The organism is Oribacterium sp. WCC10 (assembly GCF_900113415.1).
Classification (GTDB): domain Bacteria; phylum Bacillota; class Clostridia; order Lachnospirales; family Lachnospiraceae; genus Oribacterium.
Map to the genome: position 1 here is coordinate 16,723 of NZ_FOPH01000003.1, position 21,732 is coordinate 38,454.

17 protein-coding genes are annotated in these 21,732 nt (G+C 41.9%); 13 read left to right on the forward strand and 4 right to left on the reverse strand.

Annotated elements, in window-relative coordinates; translation table 11 throughout:
* The first annotated feature begins 59 nt into the window (after positions 1-59).
* The 6 genes from BM294_RS02790 to BM294_RS02815 all read left to right on the forward strand — a co-directional run bounded on the left by BM294_RS02790 (position 60) and on the right by BM294_RS02815 (position 7,191).
* Positions 60-1,754 carry a GspE/PulE family protein gene (locus BM294_RS02790; RefSeq protein WP_091204745.1) on the forward strand — a complete coding sequence of 565 codons (1,695 nt, stop codon included), beginning with the start codon at positions 60-62 and terminating at the stop codon, positions 1,752-1,754.
* Positions 1,755-1,756: 2 nt separating this feature from the next.
* Positions 1,757-2,662 (forward strand): TraX family protein, encoded by a 906-nt coding sequence (locus BM294_RS02795; RefSeq protein WP_091204747.1) that lies wholly within the window; start codon positions 1,757-1,759, stop codon positions 2,660-2,662.
* A gap of 126 nt (positions 2,663-2,788) precedes the next feature.
* A complete protein-coding gene (locus BM294_RS02800; RefSeq protein ID WP_091204749.1) occupies positions 2,789-3,841 on the forward strand; it encodes a type IV pilus twitching motility protein PilT in 1,053 nt (350 codons plus the stop codon).
* A 293-nt stretch (positions 3,842-4,134) separates the two neighbouring features.
* Complete coding sequence (locus tag BM294_RS02805; RefSeq protein ID WP_091204750.1) at positions 4,135-5,355, forward strand: type II secretion system F family protein; 1,221 nt, start codon at positions 4,135-4,137, stop codon at positions 5,353-5,355.
* A 67-nt stretch (positions 5,356-5,422) separates the two neighbouring features.
* Positions 5,423-5,842: a type II secretion system protein gene (locus BM294_RS02810; RefSeq protein WP_091204752.1), complete on the forward strand. Its 420-nt coding sequence runs from the start codon at positions 5,423-5,425 to the stop codon at positions 5,840-5,842.
* A gap of 332 nt (positions 5,843-6,174) precedes the next feature.
* Positions 6,175-7,191: an RpnC/YadD family protein gene (locus tag BM294_RS02815; RefSeq protein ID WP_091204753.1), complete on the forward strand. Its 1,017-nt coding sequence runs from the start codon at positions 6,175-6,177 to the stop codon at positions 7,189-7,191.
* A gap of 268 nt (positions 7,192-7,459) precedes the next feature.
* Here the strand turns inward: BM294_RS02815 and BM294_RS02820 are convergent, their stop codons facing one another.
* A complete protein-coding gene (locus BM294_RS02820; RefSeq protein ID WP_091204755.1) occupies positions 7,460-8,218 on the reverse strand; it encodes a hypothetical protein in 759 nt (252 codons plus the stop codon).
* Between the two features lie 364 nt (positions 8,219-8,582).
* On the opposite strand from BM294_RS02820, the gene BM294_RS02825 reads away from it, so the two are divergent.
* On the forward strand, positions 8,583-9,023 hold the full coding sequence (locus BM294_RS02825; RefSeq protein ID WP_091204757.1) for a type IV pilin protein: 441 nt from the start codon (positions 8,583-8,585) through the stop codon (positions 9,021-9,023).
* Positions 9,024-9,265: 242 nt separating this feature from the next.
* On the opposite strand, the gene BM294_RS02830 is transcribed toward BM294_RS02825, so the two are convergent.
* The 3 genes from BM294_RS02830 to BM294_RS02840 form a co-directional block, all read right to left on the reverse strand.
* Positions 9,266-11,116 carry an O-fucosyltransferase family protein gene (locus BM294_RS02830; protein WP_175494457.1) on the reverse strand — a complete coding sequence of 617 codons (1,851 nt, stop codon included), beginning with the start codon at positions 11,114-11,116 and terminating at the stop codon, positions 9,266-9,268.
* The gene (locus tag BM294_RS02835) at positions 11,056-11,403 is read right to left on the reverse strand and encodes a hypothetical protein (RefSeq protein ID WP_091204761.1); all 348 of its coding nucleotides are present in this window, start codon (positions 11,401-11,403) and stop codon (positions 11,056-11,058) included. Before BM294_RS02835 ends, BM294_RS02830 begins: the two co-directional genes overlap by 61 nt.
* A 361-nt stretch (positions 11,404-11,764) precedes the next feature.
* Positions 11,765-15,430 carry an AMP-binding protein gene (locus BM294_RS02840; protein WP_175494459.1) on the reverse strand — a complete coding sequence of 1,222 codons (3,666 nt, stop codon included), beginning with the start codon at positions 15,428-15,430 and terminating at the stop codon, positions 11,765-11,767.
* 444 nt (positions 15,431-15,874) lie between these two features.
* Here BM294_RS02840 and BM294_RS02845 point away from each other — a divergent pair, with 444 nt between their 5' ends.
* From BM294_RS02845 to BM294_RS02870, 6 genes are all read left to right on the forward strand, one after another.
* Complete coding sequence (locus BM294_RS02845; RefSeq protein WP_091204764.1) at positions 15,875-16,066, forward strand: hypothetical protein; 192 nt, start codon at positions 15,875-15,877, stop codon at positions 16,064-16,066.
* A gap of 103 nt (positions 16,067-16,169) precedes the next feature.
* Positions 16,170-16,760: a molybdopterin-guanine dinucleotide biosynthesis protein B gene (mobB, locus tag BM294_RS02850; protein ID WP_091204765.1), complete on the forward strand. Its 591-nt coding sequence runs from the start codon at positions 16,170-16,172 to the stop codon at positions 16,758-16,760.
* Between the two features lie 21 nt (positions 16,761-16,781).
* Positions 16,782-17,624, forward strand: a complete 843-nt coding sequence (fdhD, locus tag BM294_RS02855; protein ID WP_091204767.1) for a formate dehydrogenase accessory sulfurtransferase FdhD — start codon at positions 16,782-16,784, stop codon at positions 17,622-17,624.
* 312 nt (positions 17,625-17,936) lie between these two features.
* Positions 17,937-18,752, forward strand: coding sequence for an FMN-binding protein (locus BM294_RS02860; protein WP_091204768.1), 816 nt, complete (start codon positions 17,937-17,939; stop codon positions 18,750-18,752).
* A gap of 89 nt (positions 18,753-18,841) precedes the next feature.
* Positions 18,842-19,486 (forward strand): ferredoxin-like protein, encoded by a 645-nt coding sequence (locus BM294_RS02865; RefSeq protein ID WP_175494461.1) that lies wholly within the window; start codon positions 18,842-18,844, stop codon positions 19,484-19,486.
* A 12-nt stretch (positions 19,487-19,498) separates the two neighbouring features.
* A complete protein-coding gene (locus BM294_RS02870; protein WP_091204770.1) occupies positions 19,499-21,658 on the forward strand; it encodes an aldehyde ferredoxin oxidoreductase in 2,160 nt (719 codons plus the stop codon).
* Positions 21,659-21,732: the final 74 nt, after the last annotated feature.

The window sequence follows — 21,732 nt, forward strand, 5'->3', positions numbered from 1 at the left end:
GATCGTGAAGATGCGGAGCTGTGCATCACATGTTTCACATATAATGAAAGTGTGTAGATATGAGGACTAAACGACTTGGTGATATGCTTGTTGAGCTCAATCTCCTTACTGAGCAGCAGCTTAGCGAAGCATTATCCATACAGAAAAAAGAACATGAGAGACTTGGAACCACTCTGGTTGAGCATGGATACATTACCGAATCCCAGATGGTAGAGGCTCTGCGTATGCAGCTTGGTATCGACTATATCAATCTGACGAAGACAGATATAGCACCGGAGATGTCTCAGTACATACCTAAAAATCTTGCAAAGCAGAACCGAATGGTTCCGGTTTCTGTGTCAAAAGACAATCTCTTCCTTGCCATGGCGGATCCCACCAATTTCATGGCTATAGAGGAGGCCAAAAAGGCAAGTAAAAAGAACATTATCCCCATGATAGCGGCGGGTAATGCTGTTGACCATGCCATCAATACTTTATATGGAAATGAAGGTGCCGCCCAGGCAATGGCGCAGATGCGTGCTGAAGCCGGAATAACAGATGATGAGATTGCCTCACCCGAAGATGAAACCATAGATTCAAGTGAGGAATCAGCTCCGACTATTCGTCTCGTAAACTCCATCATCGAGCGTGCATATATTGAGAATGCCTCCGATATTCACTGGGAGCCTACTGATGGAGATCTGATCATCCGAATGAGAATAGACGGACGTCTTCACAAGATTCTGACCATACCACGTAACCTGATGGAGCCGGTCATCTCGAGAATCAAGATCATGAGCCGTATGGACATCATCGAGAGGCGTTTGCCACAGGACGGACGTGCAAGAGTACGCATCAAGGGACAGGACATTGACCTTCGTATCTCTACGCTTCCTTCGATTTACGGTGAGAACATAGTTATCCGTATACTTCGCCGCGACGGTTCGAAACTTAACAGAAGAGGTATCGGAATACCTGAGGAAGAGGATGCAAAGATCTCAAAGCTCCTTGGACTTACCAGTGGAGTTATCATGATCGTGGGACCTACAGGTTCAGGTAAGTCATCCACCATGTATGCGCTTGTAAATGAGCTTCTTTCCGAATCCACCAATCTGATAACTCTGGAAGATCCGGTTGAGTACAATATCAACGGTGCCATTCAGGTGCAGATCAATGAGAAGGTGGGACTTACATTTGCCTCAGGACTTCGTTCCATACTCCGTCAGGATCCGGATATCATCTGCGTAGGTGAGATTCGTGACAGTGAGACTGCAGAGATTGCCATGAGAGCAGCTATGACGGGACACCTCGTTATCACTACCATTCATACCGAAGATGCAATCAGTGCTATTGACAGACTTAAGGATATGGGCGTTGCTCCGTACCTTATATCTGCAGGCCTGAGAGGAATCATTTCGCAGCGACTGCTTCGACGCATATGCATTAACTGCAAGGAAGAAGAGAAGGTGGAGCCTGAAAGACTCAGAATGGCAGGAATCAAGGAGAGACCGGGACGCATATTCTACCACGGTAGAGGCTGCGATATGTGCTTCAATACAGGTTACAGAGGACGTATCGGTGATTTCGAAGTACTGGTCATGAATGATGCTCTGAGAGAATGCATTACAAAGAGTGACAGCAAGCAGGAGTTTCAGCGTCTCGCGAAGGAAACAGGATATGTTACCATGCTTGAAAATGCTGACCGCCTGGTGGAAGCCGGCATCACCACTGTTGATGAGGTTATGAGAACCGTTACAGAATTAGAGGATTACTAGGGTTGACCATATCTATAGACAGAAAGCATTTAAAATATTTAGCTATCCTTGCCATGGTGCTTGATCATATCTCTGAGATCATTCTGATTCCGGGACTAAAGGGTGAAGGTCAGATTCTTATGAACCTTCACCTGTCTGTACCTGTTGCGGAACTGTTGAAACAGATGTTTATCGGTATCGGAAGTATGACAGGTGCTGTCATGATCTTCGGAGTGATAGAGGGCTATCATTATACAAAGGACGCAAAGAAGTATCTTCTGCGTCTTATTTTGTTTGGACTTTTGTCACAGTATCCCTTTTACATGGCATTTAAGATAAACCTGCTCAACATGATGTTTTCATTGGCCCTGTGTCTCATGACGGTGCATGTACATTACAGAACCAGTGATGTGAATATTCGGATAATGCTTAAGATTCTGCTTCTTCTGGCGAATATGTATACAGACTGGAGCATGTTGGCTGTGCCTTTTACATTGATACTTTTGAGAGCAATGGATAATCGTGAAAGTATCAGGGGGGCACATGAACCGGTGAACAGGGAACAGTTGTTAAGGGAGCTGGAGAGCCGGGATATTGGATATGAAAATGATAAGAAGCATTATCATGGCGGCCTTTTTTCTGTAAGCGATAAAGTGAACCGAAATGGACGTTTTCTGTTTGATAGAGGGAAACTTAAAGCTGCATGGGTGTGCTGCATTTTACTGTGCATAGTTGAGGATCTTCTTTCAGGGAAAACCTTTCCGGAGGCGGTGTTGGTAAATGCCGGAGTCATTATGGCTGCCGTTTTGATCACGTATTTCTATGACGGAACGGAAGGAAAAAAGAGTAAGGTTTCAAAGTACGGATTTTATTTATTTTATCCTATTCATCTGATTGTGCTCACTTTGATTTATCAAATTCTCAGATGAACCGATAATGAATAGGAAGCATAGATGTGAGTGGCAAATATTTTTGATACTCACATCCCAACATTTGGTTTGTTTGCTTTATGATGCTGATGGCTAAAGAGTGTAATTACATTGGATGGAGAAGATATGGTACATATAAAAGATATTGTTTCATTGGCGTCACAGAAGGGGGCTTCTGATATACACCTCATTGCCGGGCTTAGAATCAAATGTCGCAAGGACGGACAGATAGTTGATCTCGCAAGCAATGTTCTCACAAGCGAGGACTGTGAAAGTCTGGCAAAGGAAATCGCCGGAAATGAATACAAGAAGATAGAGATAATGGGAGAGCTTGACTGCGGCGGTGTCATCGCAGACAAGCGTGTGCGTATCAATCTGTTCAGGCAGCAGGGGTCAGTGTCTGCGGCCATCAGAATTCTTTCTGATAAGATTCCGGAGCTGGATGTTCTGGGGCTGCCTAACGTGGTTTCTACATTTCCAAACTATAAGAAGGGAATAGTACTTGTTACAGGTGAGACCGGTTCAGGTAAGTCAACAACACTTGCGGCAATACTCGATAAGATAAATCATACAAGAAATGATCACATCATCACACTTGAAGATCCGATAGAGTACGTATACCAGTCTGACAAGAGCATCATAAATCAGCGTGAGATCGGAAAGGATACCGAAAGTTACGGGATGGGACTGAGGGCGATACTGAGAGAGGATCCTGATGTCATCCTCATAGGTGAAATGAGAGATCTTGAGACTATAGAGACTGCTCTAACTGCGGCTGAGACCGGACATCTTGTGTTTGCAACACTTCATACAAACAGTGCTGTAAGTTCAATTGACAGAATCGTAAGTGTATTTCCCGAGAACAGGCAGCAGCAGATAAGGCTTCAGCTTTCCACTACGCTTAAGGCTGTTCTTTCGCAGCAGCTTCTCATTCGTGCAAGCGGTTCGGGAAGAACTGTTGCGGCTGAAGTAATGATAGTTACACCGGCTATACAGAATCTCATCAGAGAAGGAAAGACACCTCAGATGCAGAGTTTCATGCTTGGATCATTTGATCAGGGCTCCATTACCATGGACAACTGTCTCATTAAGATGGCTCAGGAAGGAAAGATCAAAACAGAAACAGCTATTCAGGCTGCGATAGATGAGGACTATGTTGAAAAGAAGCTGAGATGCTGAGTCAGGTCGGCTTGCTTCACACCGATGTGAGCATTGGCGCCTGTCAGAGGGGGCGAGTGTTTTTTACAGCCCGCAATATAAAAAATATAAAGAATAATATTTGAAATATATATGTAAAACATGTAGAATACATTTATGAAAAATGAAATTTTTACCGATTTATGAAATAGGGGAGAAAATATTAAGTAGTATTATTGACGGTGATTGTTTCATTAAATGCAATTAACGTCCAGTGTTACGTATATGTAGTGAGGGATTTGGCATTATAGACTTTTAGATAGGAGTGACTTCAGTTGGTTACATATTCTTATAAGGCATTGACTGAGGACGGGATAGAGACCAAGGGTGTGATCCAGGCCCCGGACGAGTACACTGCCGTTACACAGATTAAACAGAAGTGCCCCATAGTCGTTAATCTTAGACCGGTAGATACAGACATACGTAAGATCGAGAACATCCTGACCATGGAGGTGGGAAGTCCTCGTATCAAGACCCGGGCTTTGGCACTTATGTGTTCTCAGTTCGCGATAACACTTCAGGCAGGTATGCCGGTCGGACGAGCGATCGACATGATTGCAAAGCAGACAGAAGACAAGAAACTTCATAAGATACTTACAGAAGCTTCTGAAGATGTACTCGGTGGTTCCAGCCTGACAACAGCGTTGGAGCGTTATGACGAGGCATTTCCGATTACATTTCTGGAGACTATCCGTGCAGGAGAGGTTTCCGGTACACTGGAGAATTCCTTCGCAAGGATGCATAAGTATTATGAAACCAGTGCGAGGAACAGTGAGAAGATCAGAAGCGCGTTGACTTATCCGATATTTGTAGTTTGTATTGCAGTTATAGTTCTTATCATCATCATGGTTAAGGTCATTCCTGCATTGGCTGAAGTCTTCAGCAGTCTGGGAGGTGATCTTCCGCTAATGACCAGGATTATGATTGACATGGCCAACTTCTTTGCAGACTGGTGGGTGTTCATACTAATAGTTGTTATATTACTTCTGATAGGCTGGAAGATTTTTACCAAAACCGAGCGAGGTATGGTACTTGAAGCAGAACTTGCTTTGAGTCTCCCGGTTATCGGCAGGATCAATGTAATGAGCGGTTCGGCTCAGTTTGCCAACACAATGGCGACAATGCTTGCGTCAGGACTCACACTTGACAAATCCGTTTCGGTTACGGCCAAGGTTCTGGACAACTATCTTCTGCAGAAGGATGTCAAAAAGATGATAGGCAGGATCGAGGAAGGTAAACCGGTCGGCGAGTGTATAAAGGATTGTGAATACTTTCCGGAATCACTCAAGAGCATGTGCTCAGTCGGTGAAGAGACCGGTGAACTTGATCAGACACTTGAGGTAATAGGTGATTACTTCACAGTTGAGGCGGAAAGACGTGTGCAGCAGGCGATAACCATGTTGGAACCGACACTGCTGGTTGTCATGGCGATCTTTGCAGGTTTTCTTGTAATATCGATATATCTACCGATGTTTACGATGTACAACCTGTTCTGATGTTTTGTAACTTTTGTAAAGTACTGCAAGATGCAGTTCTTATAAATGATTTTTAAGGAGGACTAAAATGTTCAAGAAGTTAAACAAAAAAGGTTTCACACTGGCTGAGTTGCTGATCGTAGTTGCTATCATCGGTGTACTCGTAGCGATTTCAATACCTATATTTGCTAGTCAGTTGGAGAAGGCTAAGGAAGCAACTGATCTTGCAAATGCTCGTGCTGCATATGCTACTATAGTTGCTGCTGCATTGACTGAAGATGATGTGCCTGCTAATACAGATAAAATTACTTATACTAGAACTGGTTCTGCTGGTGCATATGTTTATACTGCTGTAGTAGATATGACTCAGAGTGAGAATGGATGGAAAACAGCTGATGCTGATAAAGCAGTTGCTGGTATTGCATCGACTGGAAGTGTAACTGCAGGAGGAACTTGTACAATTACTGTTACAGAAGGTTCAAATACTGTTACGGTTGTTTATGCTTAATCATAGTATCTTGATTTTTCTTTACAGTCTTGGTAGAGAGTTAATACTTAATAATAATTTTATTTGGTTGGTAAAGGGTCAGGTATATAAACTGACCCTTTATTTGGGGTGATTATATTGTAGTGGCATGATACTTAGCTAATCAAAGGTTATTAGATTTTTTTGACGAAGCGCCCCGTTTTTTAATGGGTGCCCTTGGGCACTGATTTACTCATCTACCTTTTGAAATGATTTTTTACATATCATCATATAGTCTGATTTTAGACAATATGAAAACATGATAAATTCTGTTATCATCCTTCTACATTACTTAGGAGGACATAATTATAATCATGACAAATGATGACAAAGAAGAATTATCCGGTACGCCCTTTGATGATGTGTTCAAGACAGCTGCCGAGAAAATGGGGCACTTGCTTGTTACTGTTATAGAGCAGATGTTTCAAGTCAAAGCAGAAATTGTTGATATAAAAGAAATAGAACGTATTGCTAATGAACGCTATCTCATAAATAAATCGCAAAGTAAAGTTTCAAAAAGATTTACCGATAACTGCTTTAAAATTGCCGGAGGATATTACCATATCGAATGTCAGTCTACCGAAGACGGCAGTATTCTTTTTCGGCTTGCGGAATATAACATGCGAATAGCATTGGACAATGCTGAACAACTTGAATCAGATTACTCCGTACGTATTGTTCTGCCAAATTCAGGTCTTATAAATCTAAGAAGTTCTTCGGACTCTCCCAAATTTTCCGAGATGCAAATTAAATATTGTTACACTGATCAGGAAATAATAATGCCTGTACCTGTGATGAACATTCAGGCATATTCTGCAGACGATATATTTGACAATGGTCTGTATTTTCTTATTCCGTTTTATGCCATCAGATACGAGTCGCGTTTAATAAAAATATCAGATAAGAATGATCCTGAATATGATAAGATATATTCAGAACTAAAGACATATTACGATAGATTATTGGAAGCCTGCGAATCCGGGATTATCTCCGAGAACGATACCCGTAAAATTGCTGAACTTTCAAGAATCATTTTGGAACATATATCAAGAAGACTTAATTCGGATTTAAAGGAAAGGATGGTGGCAATCTTGGGTGGTCAGGTGCTTGAACTGCAGGAAGACAGATGGCTAAAGCAGGGATATGAGGAAGGCATAGAAAAAGGAAAAGAGCTTGGAACGCAATCGTTGCTATATTCCTTGGTGATGGATAAAGTTATAGATGCTTCTGTAGCAGCCAAAAGAGCAGGTAAGGATGAAGATCAGTTCCTAAAGGATATGGAAGCCTATATTGCTGAGCAAAAGAAGGATATGTCAAAAAAACAGTTATGAATACAACAAATTGAAATGTAATTAAACTTACCAGTTATTATTAATAGGCTGTCTTTATAATTTAGTTTAAATATACACTGTATGTTGTAAAGGAGGAGGCGTATCTCATATTATGAGAGACTGTGAAAGTTTTTCTGTAAATAGCCTTCTATGATAAGCCGATAAGTATTTAGGGTGCTTATCGGCTTTTTTTGAGAGCATATGTCCAACAAGGCTGGCAATCTCTATTATGATAGCCTACCTCTGTTAGCCTGAAAGTAATATGTGTTTATAAACAGTTCTGAATGGCTTTAGAAAGTTTGTTAAATGCATCTGCCAAAGATTCTTCGCTTCTAAGATAGGATAAAGTTGTGGACTTAAATGAGGACATTTTATTGTTGCATACATCTTGATAATAATCAAGCTCATCACAATAGGGGCGAGATTCGATATCAGAAGGGAACCAATCAACACCACCAATAGTTAGTGCTTCTGTGGTTAATTCATCATATTCCGGGATTTCATGATATTTTCCATCCACTATATCAAATATAATATCTTCGATGACGTCTGGATCAATATTATACTCCACTTTGATTTTGCATTTTACGCAATTTTTATATTCGTCTTCTATTTTAGCGTAAGCAGAACAATTAGTATGATAGCTTTCAAGTGAATAAGAAAATGTGTCAATAAGTTTGATTAAATCATCTGATGAATGTTTTTTAAGATGTTTATGATTGAGTGCCAAAATATTCCTTAGAGATATAATAGAATTTTTAACATTGGTTTTTTCACCATCGAGTTTTGAATTATGAATGTCCAAATTTATATAATTGTGGTAAGATTCACTAAATTTTAAATAGGTTTCTTTCATTTTTGTTTCAAATGCTGCTTTTTCATTTTCCAGTATTTCAGCTTTATGGCTTGATCGTTTGCTAATGTACGTAAAAGCGCCTGTACAACCTGCTATAAACAAAGCGCCGGCAATAGTTTCTGCGGTAGTTGCATTTAGAAAAAAATTAGAAAAAACTTCAGTAAAACTCATAAAAATCCTCCCAAATAATAAAAATTTAATATTCATGTATATGATAACATGTAATAATCAGCAATAAAATAATAAATTGTTCAATGTATATAGTGCTTGGATAAATATATAGGATGTTTTGAATATTATTTACCCTGGCCTTAAATATCGACTTTATGTGGAATATAGTATCGAATTTTTTGCAAAAGTATTTAAGCAGAATCTGATAATGCCACAATGAAGGAAAGGATGGTGGCAAAAACTTATAAAAAACATTAAAATGTGCAAATAATTTGCTGACAATATATGGCGTTTGGTGGTAATATACAGCTTATGCGTTAATTGTAGATTGTTTTATGCTTACTACATCGGACAGGAGTAATTTATGGAAAGATGTTTTGAAAAGAAGGGATACACTCTTGCAGAGCTTTTAATTGTTGTTGCCATCATAGGTGTACTTGTAGCTGTAAGTATACCAATTTTTACAAATCAGCTGAAGAAGGCCAGACTTGCCACAAATCAGGCAAATGCCAGAGCGGCTTATTCAGCAGCTATGGCGTGGTATATTGAAAATTCCGATACGAATGTACAGGAATATAAGGATGCGGGAATCTATGATGTGGCAACAGGGCAATTTCATCCCGGTATTGATATAAGTGATAGAACATTGGCGAAGTTTAATAACAGTATAGCAGACTGGAAATCTTCGGATCCGGCCGGACATACATATGATACGCATAAAGCAGGAGATATGGTCTATAAAAAGTTTGTTATATACTGGAATGATCCCTTTGACGGTACGATATATTCTTTTGAGGCATTATAGGTAAAATCAACCGTTTTTATGGCGGGTCATAAAGTCTCAAATCATCGTGCAAGCACGTGATTTGGTACTTTTGGTAAGCTCATTTTCTGCGTGATTTTGAGAAGCTCATTTGTTCTGCATATGACTGATCCCGATGATATCATAAAACTAACAGCACAGGATGCTTAGTCAAAGTAATAAAAAGAAAGACGGTTATGATACATGAAAGTAACATAACCGTCATATCATAATATGAAAAGGTTTTACTCTACACGTTCGATCATCAGTCCTTTCATACCCATATCAGAAAGTACATCACGCATTGCCAGGATATAAGCCGTATCATGGAATCCCTGATACCAGTCGATATAAAATGTATCACCTACCTCAGTTACCTTCAGCGAGATACTCTTTTCAGGCATGAGGTGGAAAGCAGTCATTCGTATCCGGTTGCCATAGCCGCCGGTACGTAATGTACCTACATAGCTGACTCCGTAGGAGATACCTGCATTCTGGCGCTGTTCCATGGTGATCTTATCAAGTGCCCCGTAGGCAAAGGCCTTTGTATAGCCTTCGCAGATCCCGCGATAGACGCCGGAGAGCATACGGATATTCTCTTCAGAGGAAAAACTTTTCAGGAAGGTTCTGTAAGCCTGATTCAATTCCGTATCGCTCTTTTCTGAAAGGTCCGACGGAGCAAAATCATACATTGCATGTACCACCTGATGCAGTAAGGAGTTATCATTTCCCATAACCTTTCTGATGCTCACAGATGACAGTACTTTGATAGCACGGGTATTTTCAGGATGTACCCTTTGTAATGCCTTGGAGAAAGTCACAGCAAGTACTGACATCGGACTGCCGCCTGCTTCTCTTGCATGAGCCATCATCTCGTCGCTCGGAACTGACAGACAATATCCTCTGCAGTCAGACTTGTTTGCAAATACCTCAGACTTGTCGGAAAATTCCGGTAATATAAATGAATCCGATGCTTTCATATTTTCAAGCATAGATGACGGATCAACAGCATCGACATTCAGATATCCATCTGTGTCCTGCCCCGGAACCGGACCGTCCTTCTCTGTAAATACGCCATCAGGTACAGTATATTCCTTACAGTCAACAAGGCAATAATAGTGATAGAAAAATGTTTCCATCACCCTGTTAAATCCGATTTCATCAATAGGCACAAGATCAGCATAAATCCATAATGTTTGACCAAGATATGCAAATGTCACAGTATGGAAATTACCTGCCCGTTCGAAAGGTTCTATAACTTCTCCGGTTTCCCTTATGATAAATGGAAGAGGATTTTCAGTTAATACCAGTCTGCCGTTCCTTGCGATGACACCATAGCTCATATACGGATATGCTTTAAGAGTTTTGTTCCAGGCTTCCATAACTTTGTCAGGGCAAACTTTTTCTGCCAGATCAAAACGATATGTCATAAAGAATGCCTTGCTTGTCGGATATGAGGCTCTGCTGATCATACCTGCTGTTACTTGCCGCACTTCCTTCCAGTCCTCTGTCATCGGATCTCCGGTCACACCCACGGTGAATTTATAGCAGTGCTCAAATCTGCCGGAGTTCAGGCTGACAACATTATCCCAGCCGTTGCACTGACCGGAGCAAAGGAATGCATCGCATTTTGACAAAATGTATAAGGCGTAGAAGTAATTGATGGTGGTATCTTCCAGCTTTGCTGCATAGTTCTCACCGCCGGTTTCTTTTTCATAATCGGTGATGATCTGACCACTTTTTAAGTCGCTGGCAGAAAGACGGTCTTGAGCCAGTGCTACCATATCTTTCCCGAATTCCTTACGCATCTTGGAAAGGATATCCGAATCCTCTGTTGCAAGGAATATCTTTTCATAGCCATATTCCTCCATCCACTGATGGATTTTAGGAGTCATCTGTTCGACGGTAGCCATCTTTCTCAAACTTCCCAGACTGTTGGTGAGATAATCAGATCCTCGGAGAAGGACACCGAGAGTTTTCTTGTCCCCCAGAACTGCATCAAAGTATTCGTCCATTTCATTTTTAAATCCGGGAGCTATGGAAGTATCCTCCAAGGTAGCCGGCAGCTGCATATAGAACTTTGTCTTATAGAGCATAACAATGAATTCAGAAAATCCAGGTATAGAGTTTCAGCGTCCGTTTCATCATAAGTCAGATATTTGGGCATATAAGGTGGCCTGACATACTTTGGATACCCTGCGGCATTTTCAAGATCATCGCTGTTATCCCAGTAGACGATGTCAAAATTCTCTCCATGACTGTTTTCTACATGAAATCTTTCCATGCTTTTCGGTGTTTCTTTCAAGGCCTCATGAAAAAGGTTTTCGTTGAGTTTCAGGATTTTAGTTTTAACATCAGGATCAAAAGGTTCTATCTTAAACATAGTACACACTCCTAACATAAGTATGATTTTATATAGGCTTTTTAAAAACACTATTTTAAATTATCGACATTTAATAAGATTTATATAAGGAATTGTGTAAATTAAATGTGGGAGAGCCGTGAGCCTTGTGGCAGATTCCAACGGAATCTGTCATGCAGCTTCAGCCCTCGCGAAGCGAACTAAATGGGCTGACGTTTCCAGTAGCGCAAAGGGCGAAACAATTCTATATCGACTTTTGACACCCACATCATTCTATGGGATGAAAAAAAGAAAGAGAATATCAGGATAGTTTTAAGGGACGGTTCGCTTGAACCGTCCCTTAACTGATGTTTATCCCTTAGGATTATAGGGAAACGCTGATTTAGTCAGTGTTTCTATAGTTACTTGTGATGTTTACAACAGCCGGTATCATGTCGTCGCCGGCAGTTGTTCCGGCAAAGCTTCTGATACGGTTGATGAAGGAGTCATGGTTTGCTTCAACATTGATGACGAGTTTCATCTCGCGGATCTCCTTGTCGAATACAAGATAAGCCCTGCACTTTTCGATGTTTTCCATCTGCTCAAGTGACTTTTCAAGAAGTCCAACGTCGTAGTATTTACGTCCTTTTGAACCATCGGTCATGACAACACGTCCGCTGTTCTCAAGGAAGTCGATTCGTCCGTCAAGCAGGATTCTTGCGGTGATACCTGTGTCGTAGAGTCTTCCGTCACGCCATGGATCATTGATGATGTCAACGTAGTCGACAGGCGGAACATCCTTGATGAAAAGTCTTCCCCAGGCACCGTAAGGCTTCTTTGAGTAGTGATCATCAAGTATATAAGCCTTTACATGATCGGTCCCTGAAAGCTTTATGAGTTCCTTTCCGGCTTCTGCATTAAGCTCACCTGCTGTTACCTTGTATGCGTGAGGATAAACATCCTCCGGCATGTGGTACTTTACCTTACGCGCACTTGTCTCAGTGGTGAAGGTATTGAGTATTGCTTCATAACACTCAAGGAAAAGTCTCAGCTGGTTATCATCGAAACGATTCTTCCAGAAACGAAGCTCTGTGTAGTAACCCTTGTCATCCTCATGAACGTTCATATGGAACGGAAGAGAATCAAGCTGCAAATGTATAGTGCGAGCCGGCAGGCCTCCGATCTCAGGTATATGAAGTATCTCGCCCTGATACTGGAAGAACATTTCGCCCTCACGGCTTAAGCTTATCGGACTCTGCATTGAATCCATGATCTGCTTTCCGACTCTCTTCAGGAATGTATTGGAGGTCTCATGAGGATTGCGTTCTGTTCTGAGATAGTAGGTCTTGAACAGTGGTCCAACGAGTCTTCTCCAGCGTCCGTCTGTACGTCCGGAATGAATACTGCAGGTGGTCATATCCTTTTCGTCAGCAAAGAGGCTTACAGCGTAATTGAATGATGTCAGGAAAAGAACATTTTCGGAAACACCGTTAAGCTTACAGAAGCTCTGGATGAGACGCTTTGAAGTCTTGTCAAAACGCTTGCGTATGACGCCCTTTTCTGCATGATTAAGGTCATCCTTATCCTTCTTATTAAGAAGAGAACGCTCAAGAGAATAGCCCCTCATGAGGTTATCATAGTAGTTTGCGCCCTTACGGAAACCGCCGTTAGAGATCATCTGCTGATCATCCAGTATGTAGTCATAGAAAGTATATATTTCCTTTTCAACAGGTTTTCCTGAGTAGGCACGGTTCACATCTTCAAGAAGGATGTTCATGCTGATTCCGTCACCCATGATGTGGCTGACATCGAAAAGCATAAACTTTCTGGTTTCTGTTCTGTAGAGGCGGATATGGTAGAGTTTGTCGGTACCATCGTATCTGAATGCCTGTAGGAGCCCGGCTTCTGTTTCCGGCCACTCCGCATCTTTAACGTCTATGATCGGTACATCCGGCTCCCAGTCATCATGTCTGAAAAGTGCAAGATAATGAGTCTCCGGATCCGGCTGGATCATGCCCTTCAATGCAGGGTGAGCGTTGATAGTCTCGACTATGGCAGCCTTCATCCTGTCCAGATTGATGGAAGGATCCAGTTCAAATGTAAATGGCAGATTTCCTGTGGTATTACCGGGGATAACGTAAGCGAAGTACATCATCATGCCGGTGAGAGGATACTTATCCTGATAAGGATGAACCTCCATGCCTTTTGTAACACCAAGGAATGCATCCAGTTTCTCTATGGTGTTGTATGTGAGGAGATCATTATAGCTGATGATCTTGCCAAGCTGAGTCTCAACTTCCTCGACAAGCTGTATGCAAGCCATTGAATCCATACCGGCTGAGAAAAGGTCTGTGGTTATGCCGATCATGTCGTTGTCGATGAGTCCGGTGATGATCTCAAGAAGCTTCTCCTGATTTTCGTTTTTAGGCTTAATGATGACATCCTTCTGGGTTTCTGCAGTTTCACGTTCAGCCTTAACCTTGCTTCTGATGATCTTCTTTGAAGATGTTTTCTCAAACGGCTTGTTTCTGATGACAACCTGTGAAATTCTCGCAAATGTCGGAAGTTCCTGATTGTGGGCGGTAACGATTTCATCGATGGCAGCCTTCAGATCCTTGATGCCTACGCTGTCGGCATACTCGAAGTTTGGATATATTTCTGCAATGATCTTGTCATTCTCACCCAGTGCAACGATATCAGTAATGAGTGAATCTCCGTCAAAGAGATTCTCGATGGTTTCGGGAGAGACATTTTCACCGTTGGAAAGAATGATGAGATTCTTCTTTCTACCTGTGAGATAAAGGAAATTATCCTCATCTATACGTGCAAGGTCACCGGTCTTAAGCCATCCGTCTTCTGTAAATGCTTCCTTTGTGCTTTCGGGATCCTTGTAATAGCCCATCATGACAGACGGACCCTTAACCTGAAGTTCTCCGTTAACGATACGTGTCTGACATTTCCTTACGATGAATCCGACACTGGCACGTTTTTCCGGACGATCATAATCAGGAACCGCGATCTTCGGTGAAGTCTCAGACATTCCGTAACCCTGTCCGATGACAATGTTGAAGTCATGGATGGAATCGGCAAGCTCCGGTGCCAGATATCCGCCGCCGCTGATGAGCTTATACAGTCTGTCTCCCAGAACTTCCTGACGTACAGAATCTATGGACCATTCAGGATGCTGCTTTCTGGTAAGCTGAAGACGGTTGTTGATAAGCTTCAGCATCATCGGAACCATTCTTATATAAGTAGGGCGGAAGAGTTTGATCTCTTTAAAAAGTTTTTGAAGTGAACTTGATATGGCAAGTGTGGAGCCGTATCGCATGAGACAGAATACGTCTCCGTTCATGCAGTACACATGATGAATCGGAAGTACGTTGAGAACGACCTCACTATACTGGTCACCGAGATCGTCATTACAGAAAACATTGTCGATTAGATTGGAATTGGAGAGCATGACACCCTTGGGATCACCTGTGGTGCCGGATGTAAAGAGTATGATAGCGCAGTCTTCAGACTTTGAGCTGTCGACAAATCCCTGTCCGCTGTAGGATTTGCGGATTGAGGAAACGCTGTCCTGATCCTTTATATTCTGAATACATATATATTGTTTTACTGATGATCCCTGTTCCTTAAGATAAGAAACCTGAGAGATATTATCAAAGTCATAGAAAATGATATCAACATCAGCATTATTAACATTTCTGAGAAGGTCTGATGCGGATAACTGAACATCAAGCGGAACGCATACACCGCCGGCACCATTTACACCAAAGAGGGCGGCAAGGTAATTGAAGCCTGCTTTTCCGTAGAAACCTGCGTGAATGGTATGGCCGAGAGTATTCTGAAGCTGAGATGCCCACTCACCGATCTTTTTTGATTCATTGGCCAGTTCTTTATAACTTCTCTCATAGATAGTGTCATCGTAAGCCCATGTGAGGAAAACCTTATCATCGAAGACTCTGCCTGCATTTTCCAAAAGCTGATAAAGACTGTGGGTTTCTTCAAATCTGACTTCCGGATGACCTGCGTTATCGATTACGATATGCTCATTACTAAAATTCATTGTAAACTCCTTTTTTCTAAAAATGGGGAGGTTTTCTTTATGCTTGTGCTTTTGTGAATTTTGAGTGTGTGTTTTGAGAGTTTTTGAATAAATAGGCCAAATTAGTGCATAAATGAACATTCTACCTAGAAAATGTTCAGAAAGCCTCCTTGTATGAAATTATATCAAAATATTTAACTATTAAACCTGTCAAAATATACAATGTTTTTAACATAAACATGTGATATAGAGACATTAAGCACAAATTCATTATATCTAAAAGTAATGAGTAATATGAATATTGTTAAAAAAGATACTGTATACAGCATAATTAGATTAAAAATTAATTAATTTCAAAAAAGCTCTTCCATTTTTAAAAAATTGGTTTATACTATGTCAAACGATTGATTATCGATTAACAAATCGCAAAAAGTTAGTTTTTTATTTTCAGGAAAGGCTATAAATATGAGCAGACAGTCAGTTAGTGAGGAAATGGTCAGAAACAATAACCTTGTTTGTGTCACAGATTGCGAGACGGGGGACAAGAAAAAGTTCTTGGTGAAAGGATTCAATAACCCGTTCTATGGACACGTAATTGGAAATCGAGTAAAAGTTGGTGTTAGTAACTATTCTATAGACGGAATCATTGCACAGTGATTTAAGTATTATCCTTCCGGATCATCTTTAGGTTGATTCGGAAGGATTTTTTTTGTTTAATTATTGGGATTGCAGAAACTTAAAGTGCAAACCGGAGTAAGATATGAAGACAGTGAATCAAAAACAGAGGATATGCGTTATATCCGGCATCAAGAATTCAGGAAAAACAACACTGGTGCAGAAACTCATAAAGGAATTTACCGGGCGTGGACTCAAAGTTGCGGCTATCAAGCATGACGGGCATGATTTCAGCTGCGATATTCCGGATACAGACAGCTATAGGTTTACTGAGGCGGGGGCATACGGTGCGGCTGTGTTTTCCGCATACAGGATGTTTGTTCATAAGATAGGATGTGGGGAAAATGAAGAATATCTTCGTGAGATATTTCCGGAAGCTGACATTATCCTTATGGAGGGATTCAAGGCATCAAAGTATAAGAAACTTGAGATCATAAGAAAGGGTATTTCGGACTGTCCTGCGTCTGATCCTGAGGGCAGGTTTCTTATTGTGACGGATCATATTTCATGTGAAAACAGAGATATGGTTCATGATGAAACTGAACCTGCATCTGAATGCGTTAATGAAAGAGAAACTTTAGATGAACTTAAATTAAGATGGAGGCTCACAACTGAAGAGATACTTGATATGAACGATATACGGAGTATAGCTGACTCAATATTGATGCATACCTGATGAAAGAGAACTTTGGAAATTATGATAATTAACGAGCAGTATGAAAATATAGAAAAGATATATAGGGTGCCGGTGACTGTCATTGCACCGGATGGCAGCAGGAGAACACAAGAGAAAGATGTGCTTTATGAGCATCTCATGGATGTATACATTAACGATCACCTGACCATGAAGCTTGTATGCGTTCCCGAATATCTGTCGGAACTGGTTCTCGGGCGAATGCTTACGGAGGGAATCATCGAATCCTGTGATGATGTGGAGATGATTTATATCTGCAGGGAAGGTGCAAGAGCCAAGGTGCTTCTAAAAAATCAAAACAAAGAGAAGGACAACGGAGTTAATGCAGGAAGCTGTGAGCTTTCAAGTTCTGGAGATTTCGTTGAGACTACTCCTACCTGCTGCACAGGGAATCATGTTCTCAATGATTATTTTGTGCATGATAAGGCACTGAAGGTTTCCCGGGGTATAAACTGGAAGAGACAATGGGTAGATACACTTATTGCGGAGTTCCGGAAAGACACCCCGGTACATAAATCAACAAGTTCAACACATAGCGCATATCTGATGACTGATGGTGTTATCCGGTTTGTATGTGAAGATATAGGAAGACACAATGCAGTTGACAAATGTATAGGTTATGCATTGAGAAATGACTATGACCTTTCACAATGTGTACTCTACACAACCGGAAGAGTTCCTACAGATATGATGGAGAAGGTCATAAGAGCGGGAGTGCCAATGCTTGTCAGCAAGGAGTATCCCACAAGAGAGGCCATAGAGCTTGCTTCGAAATACGGAACTGTTCTTATCGGTAATGCCAAAAGAGATGACATTATGGTCTTCAACGAATGTATAAAAAAATGAACATAAAATTCCGGAAAATCAAAAAATGAAATCAGGAGTCCGAAAAAACTGCGTTATTTCGGGCTTTTTTAAATTTATCGGTGGATTGAAATTTGTGAATTTTTCATATAAATCAAGCGAATTATTTTCATTTGATATTCGTAAATCACCATAAAAAGTGTTAATATTTTATCGATGATGCAATGGGGCAGCACGTACATTGGAGTGTGCGTGCTGTACGTCATTATCGGGTACAGAGTACCATGACCGGCATCATTTTTAAGGATATTATTTTAGGGTTTGGAAGAGCTTTTTATACAAGGAGGGTAAATTATGGGTATAAAAACTCGGACTCGAAACCAGGCGGTAGCTGCAGTGGTCATGGCAGTTATCGGAGGTGGAGCTGCATTTGCGTCTGAACCGCTTTGTACTGCAGTTAATGATGCACAGCGTGGTTCTGTTGTCGATATATCAGGGCTTAATGCAGATTCATATCAGGTTTCGGCTGTATGGCAAAAGGCAGACGGTAGCTATCTGGTTGAATCAACTTCGAAGGGTTTCCAGAGTGACATCACAGTAGATACTCTTTTCTCGGCTGATGCAGAGACTATTCAGTCCATAAACATTGTCAGCCAGGCAGATACAGATGGTATAGGTTCACAGATAACCGATCAGAGTTTCAAGGATCAGTTTGCAGGAATCAAGACACCCGTAGCTGTAAAGGATCTGGTTCCGGTATCTCCTACAGGAGCAACAGTGGCAGCGTCAGGAAGTGAAACTGCTTCTGCAAAGGCCGATGGAGAGATGTTCACCAAGGCTGTTTCTGCGGATTCTATCAGACCGGAGGATGCTTCACCGGAAGCAAAGGCATATCGTGATCTCTATGAGGCAGGTCTCACCGGAAGCTATATGTATGGAGAAGAGCCTGATGCAATGAAGGATAAGTCACCTGAGGTGCAGGCAGAGATCGAGCTTGGAAGAGCCGGACTCCTTACAAAGAAAGAGGAGGAAACATCCGGAGAAACCGGTGATGCCGTTTCTGTAGGAACCACTATCGACGGAGTTTCGGGCGCAACATTCTCATCAAAGGGCGCGGTAACCGCGGTGAATGATGCGTACTTCTTTATAAAAGAACAGCTTTCCAGGTGATATAGAGCATAAAAGTTTTGTTAATTACGGTTATGTCAGTTCTTTAAATATCCGGAAGAGCTGATGTTTCCGGGAAAGAGGATAATAAAATGTCAGGAAATATTTCAGGAGAGAGAAAGTCAGAGTTTGACAAGAATCAGATGACGCGTAGACAGTTTCTCAAGGTTTCCGGAAAGAGCCTTGTAGGACTTTCACTTACCATGACTATGCTGAATCTTTTCGGCTGTACACAGGAGCAGGTGGATTCAGGAGCCGTAACAACATGGGCAACACCAAACGGTCTTCTTGTAGTAAACGGTGCCCGCTGCGTAGGCTGCAGAAGATGCGAGATTAACTGCACACTTACAAATGACGGAGAGTGCGGATCCTATATTTCACGTATCAAGATGGCGAGAAATCTTTTCATTCACGGAAAAGACGGTATGTACAACCAGAATTTCACATACTTCCCGGATACCTGTCGTCAGTGTAAGGTACCTGCCTGCGGAGAGGCTTGTCCTCAGGGCGCAATCTATGCCGACAGTCGCGGAATAAGAATGGTGGATCAGGACAAATGTGTGGGATGTGGTGCATGTCACGAGGCTTGCCCATGGCATATGCCTACAGTAAATCCTGAGACCCATAAGTCAAGCAAATGTATCCAGTGCGGTGCCTGTGTGGCAGGTTGCCCGGCAGGTGCATTGCAGATCATTCCATGGGATGAGGTTACATCAGCGGCACAGGAAATCGTTTAGGAGGTATAAATTATGGCAGACGTAACATATGGCTGGATGGGAAAGATCGCCCGTGTCGATCTTACCACAGGAGAAGTAACATCTGAGGATGATGCAAAATATCAGAAATACATCGGTGGAATGGGCTTTGGCTACAAGATAATGTATGATGACGTTCCTATGGAGGTACCTCCAAGAGACCCTTCATCAGAGATTATTTATGCGGTAGGACCTCTCACAGGTTCAGGCGTGCCTTGTTCAGGAAGAATGAACATTACTCTTCGTTCCACATGGACAAAGGGTAATTCCATCATTGATGCTCACATGGGAGGACATATCGGTCCTGAGCTCAAGTATGCAGGCTGGGATGCCATCGTCGTAAAAGGTAAGGCAAGCAAGCCTGTTTACCTGAAGATCGAGGATGACAACATTACCATCGAGGATGCTTCTTTCATTTGGGGTAAGGGAACATTTGAGTCAAACAAGAGACTTACAGAGGAGTGTGGACGTGACTTCCAGGTTGCTTCCATCGGACCTGCAGGTGAGAATCTTGTAAACTATTCAACTCTTAATACAGCATTCGGAAATTCAGCCGGAGCAGGAATCGGTGCCATGATGGGTTCAAAGAACCTTAAGGCTATCGCTGTAAGAGGAACACATGCTGTACACATCGCTGATGTAAAGAAGCTTCAGGAGCTTAATAACTACATGCTTTCAGAGCTTATCGGCGGTAATAACAACCACAATGTTCCTGCTGTTCCTCAGAGCTGGGCAGAGTACTCTGCAGTAAGCGGCAATAACCGTTGGGCAGGTGCTCCGGGCAGATGCTATGAGAAGGCAGAGGGCGGCCCTATCGATACAGGTGAGCAGCCATACGATGATATCAACAAGATCGCATACAGATGCTTCAAGGGATACTTCGATTTCGGTGAGGTAGCTCAGCATTATGCAATCAAATCAGGCGGATGTCAGTCATGTCCTGTACGTTGCTACACAGAGTACGATATGGATCCTCTTGCAGATTATGATCTTCCTACATATGTATCCAATACCTGCATGCCTGTTCTTTACAATGAGTACTATTACTATAATCTTGAGGACGGCAAGGCTGTAAACTATATAAAGGATTTCAAGTACGACGGAGATGCAAGAATCGTTATTAACGGTGCAGGTTCTCATTCCATGGATGACCTTGGTCTCTGGGAGAACTACGGAAACCTTAACCGTGATTTCAGATGGCTCATGGAATCAGGAAGAATTCATGAGTTCATCGACGATGAAGAGTTTAACTCCATTCCATGGGAGTGGCAGAAGACGGGTGATCCAAGATTCGTAGTTGAGATTCAGCGCCGTTTGGCATATAAGGTAGGTAAGCTTTCTGATCTTGCTATGGGAACACTGCTCTGGACAGAGAAGTGGGGACTTGGTCAGGAGTTCTTTGATGATACTCACGGTGCATGGAACCAGAACGTAACATACAACGGATATCCAAAGCATCATTCATCTGAGGATTCAGCACAGATCGGTCTTCTTTTCAACCTTATGTACAACCGTGACTGTATGACACATCATTGCACCAATGTTGCCCAGTCCGGTTCTCCGTATGAGGTTCAGAAGAAGGTTATGGAAGGATTCTTCGGTGAAGGCTGTTGGGATGCCCAGAAGAACTATACACCAATCAACGAGAACAAGATCAAGGTGGCAAAGTGGTCATTTAACGGTAAGCAGCTTCATGATTCACTTACAGTATGTAACTGGATGTGGCCGATGACACAGTCACCTGCAAAGAAGCGTAACTATGCCGGAGATCTGGATCTTGAAGCCAAGTTCTACAGTGCAGTTACAGGTATCGAAATCACAAGAGAAGAGCTTGAAGAGCAGGCTGAGAGAATTTCAAATATGCTTCGCTGCATGACTGCAATATCATTCTTCAGTGAGTATGGAATCACTAACCTGAGAGAGACTCATGATGCAATTCCTGCATGGATCTTTGATAAAGAGCCTGATTTCAAGCCATTTGAAGAAGGTACCATCAAGATGGATCGTGAAGATATGGAGAAGGCCAAGGATATGTGGTATGAGGCCATGGGCTGGGATGTAGAGACAGGTATCCCTACAAAGGCAACTCTTCATAAGTTTGATCTTGATGATATGGCAACAGATATGGAGAATAGAGGAATTCCTCTTAAGTAAATAAATTCCCCGGGAACCACCACCCCATTTGGTGGTTCCCGGGGGAATTTATATTTGATATTTACTGTATCAGA

Coding starts and splice junctions, on each gene's coding strand:
- BM294_RS02865 (WP_175494461.1), top strand. CDS start 18,842: ATGTCAGGAAATATTTCAGGAGAGAGAAAGTCAGAGTTTGACAAGAAT.
- BM294_RS02835 (WP_091204761.1), bottom strand. CDS start 11,403: ATGTTTAAGATAGAACCTTTTGATCCTGATGTTAAAACTAAAATCCTG.
- BM294_RS02790 (WP_091204745.1), top strand. CDS start 60: ATGAGGACTAAACGACTTGGTGATATGCTTGTTGAGCTCAATCTCCTT.
- BM294_RS02820 (WP_091204755.1), bottom strand. CDS start 8,218: ATGAGTTTTACTGAAGTTTTTTCTAATTTTTTTCTAAATGCAACTACC.
- BM294_RS02830 (WP_175494457.1), bottom strand. CDS start 11,116: ATGCTCTATAAGACAAAGTTCTATATGCAGCTGCCGGCTACCTTGGAG.
- BM294_RS02860 (WP_091204768.1), top strand. CDS start 17,937: ATGGGTATAAAAACTCGGACTCGAAACCAGGCGGTAGCTGCAGTGGTC.
- BM294_RS02845 (WP_091204764.1), top strand. CDS start 15,875: ATGAGCAGACAGTCAGTTAGTGAGGAAATGGTCAGAAACAATAACCTT.
- fdhD (WP_091204767.1), top strand. CDS start 16,782: ATGATAATTAACGAGCAGTATGAAAATATAGAAAAGATATATAGGGTG.
- BM294_RS02810 (WP_091204752.1), top strand. CDS start 5,423: ATGTTCAAGAAGTTAAACAAAAAAGGTTTCACACTGGCTGAGTTGCTG.
- mobB (WP_091204765.1), top strand. CDS start 16,170: ATGAAGACAGTGAATCAAAAACAGAGGATATGCGTTATATCCGGCATC.
- BM294_RS02840 (WP_175494459.1), bottom strand. CDS start 15,430: ATGAATTTTAGTAATGAGCATATCGTAATCGATAACGCAGGTCATCCG.
- BM294_RS02800 (WP_091204749.1), top strand. CDS start 2,789: ATGGTACATATAAAAGATATTGTTTCATTGGCGTCACAGAAGGGGGCT.
- BM294_RS02825 (WP_091204757.1), top strand. CDS start 8,583: ATGGAAAGATGTTTTGAAAAGAAGGGATACACTCTTGCAGAGCTTTTA.
- BM294_RS02870 (WP_091204770.1), top strand. CDS start 19,499: ATGGCAGACGTAACATATGGCTGGATGGGAAAGATCGCCCGTGTCGAT.
- BM294_RS02815 (WP_091204753.1), top strand. CDS start 6,175: ATGACAAATGATGACAAAGAAGAATTATCCGGTACGCCCTTTGATGAT.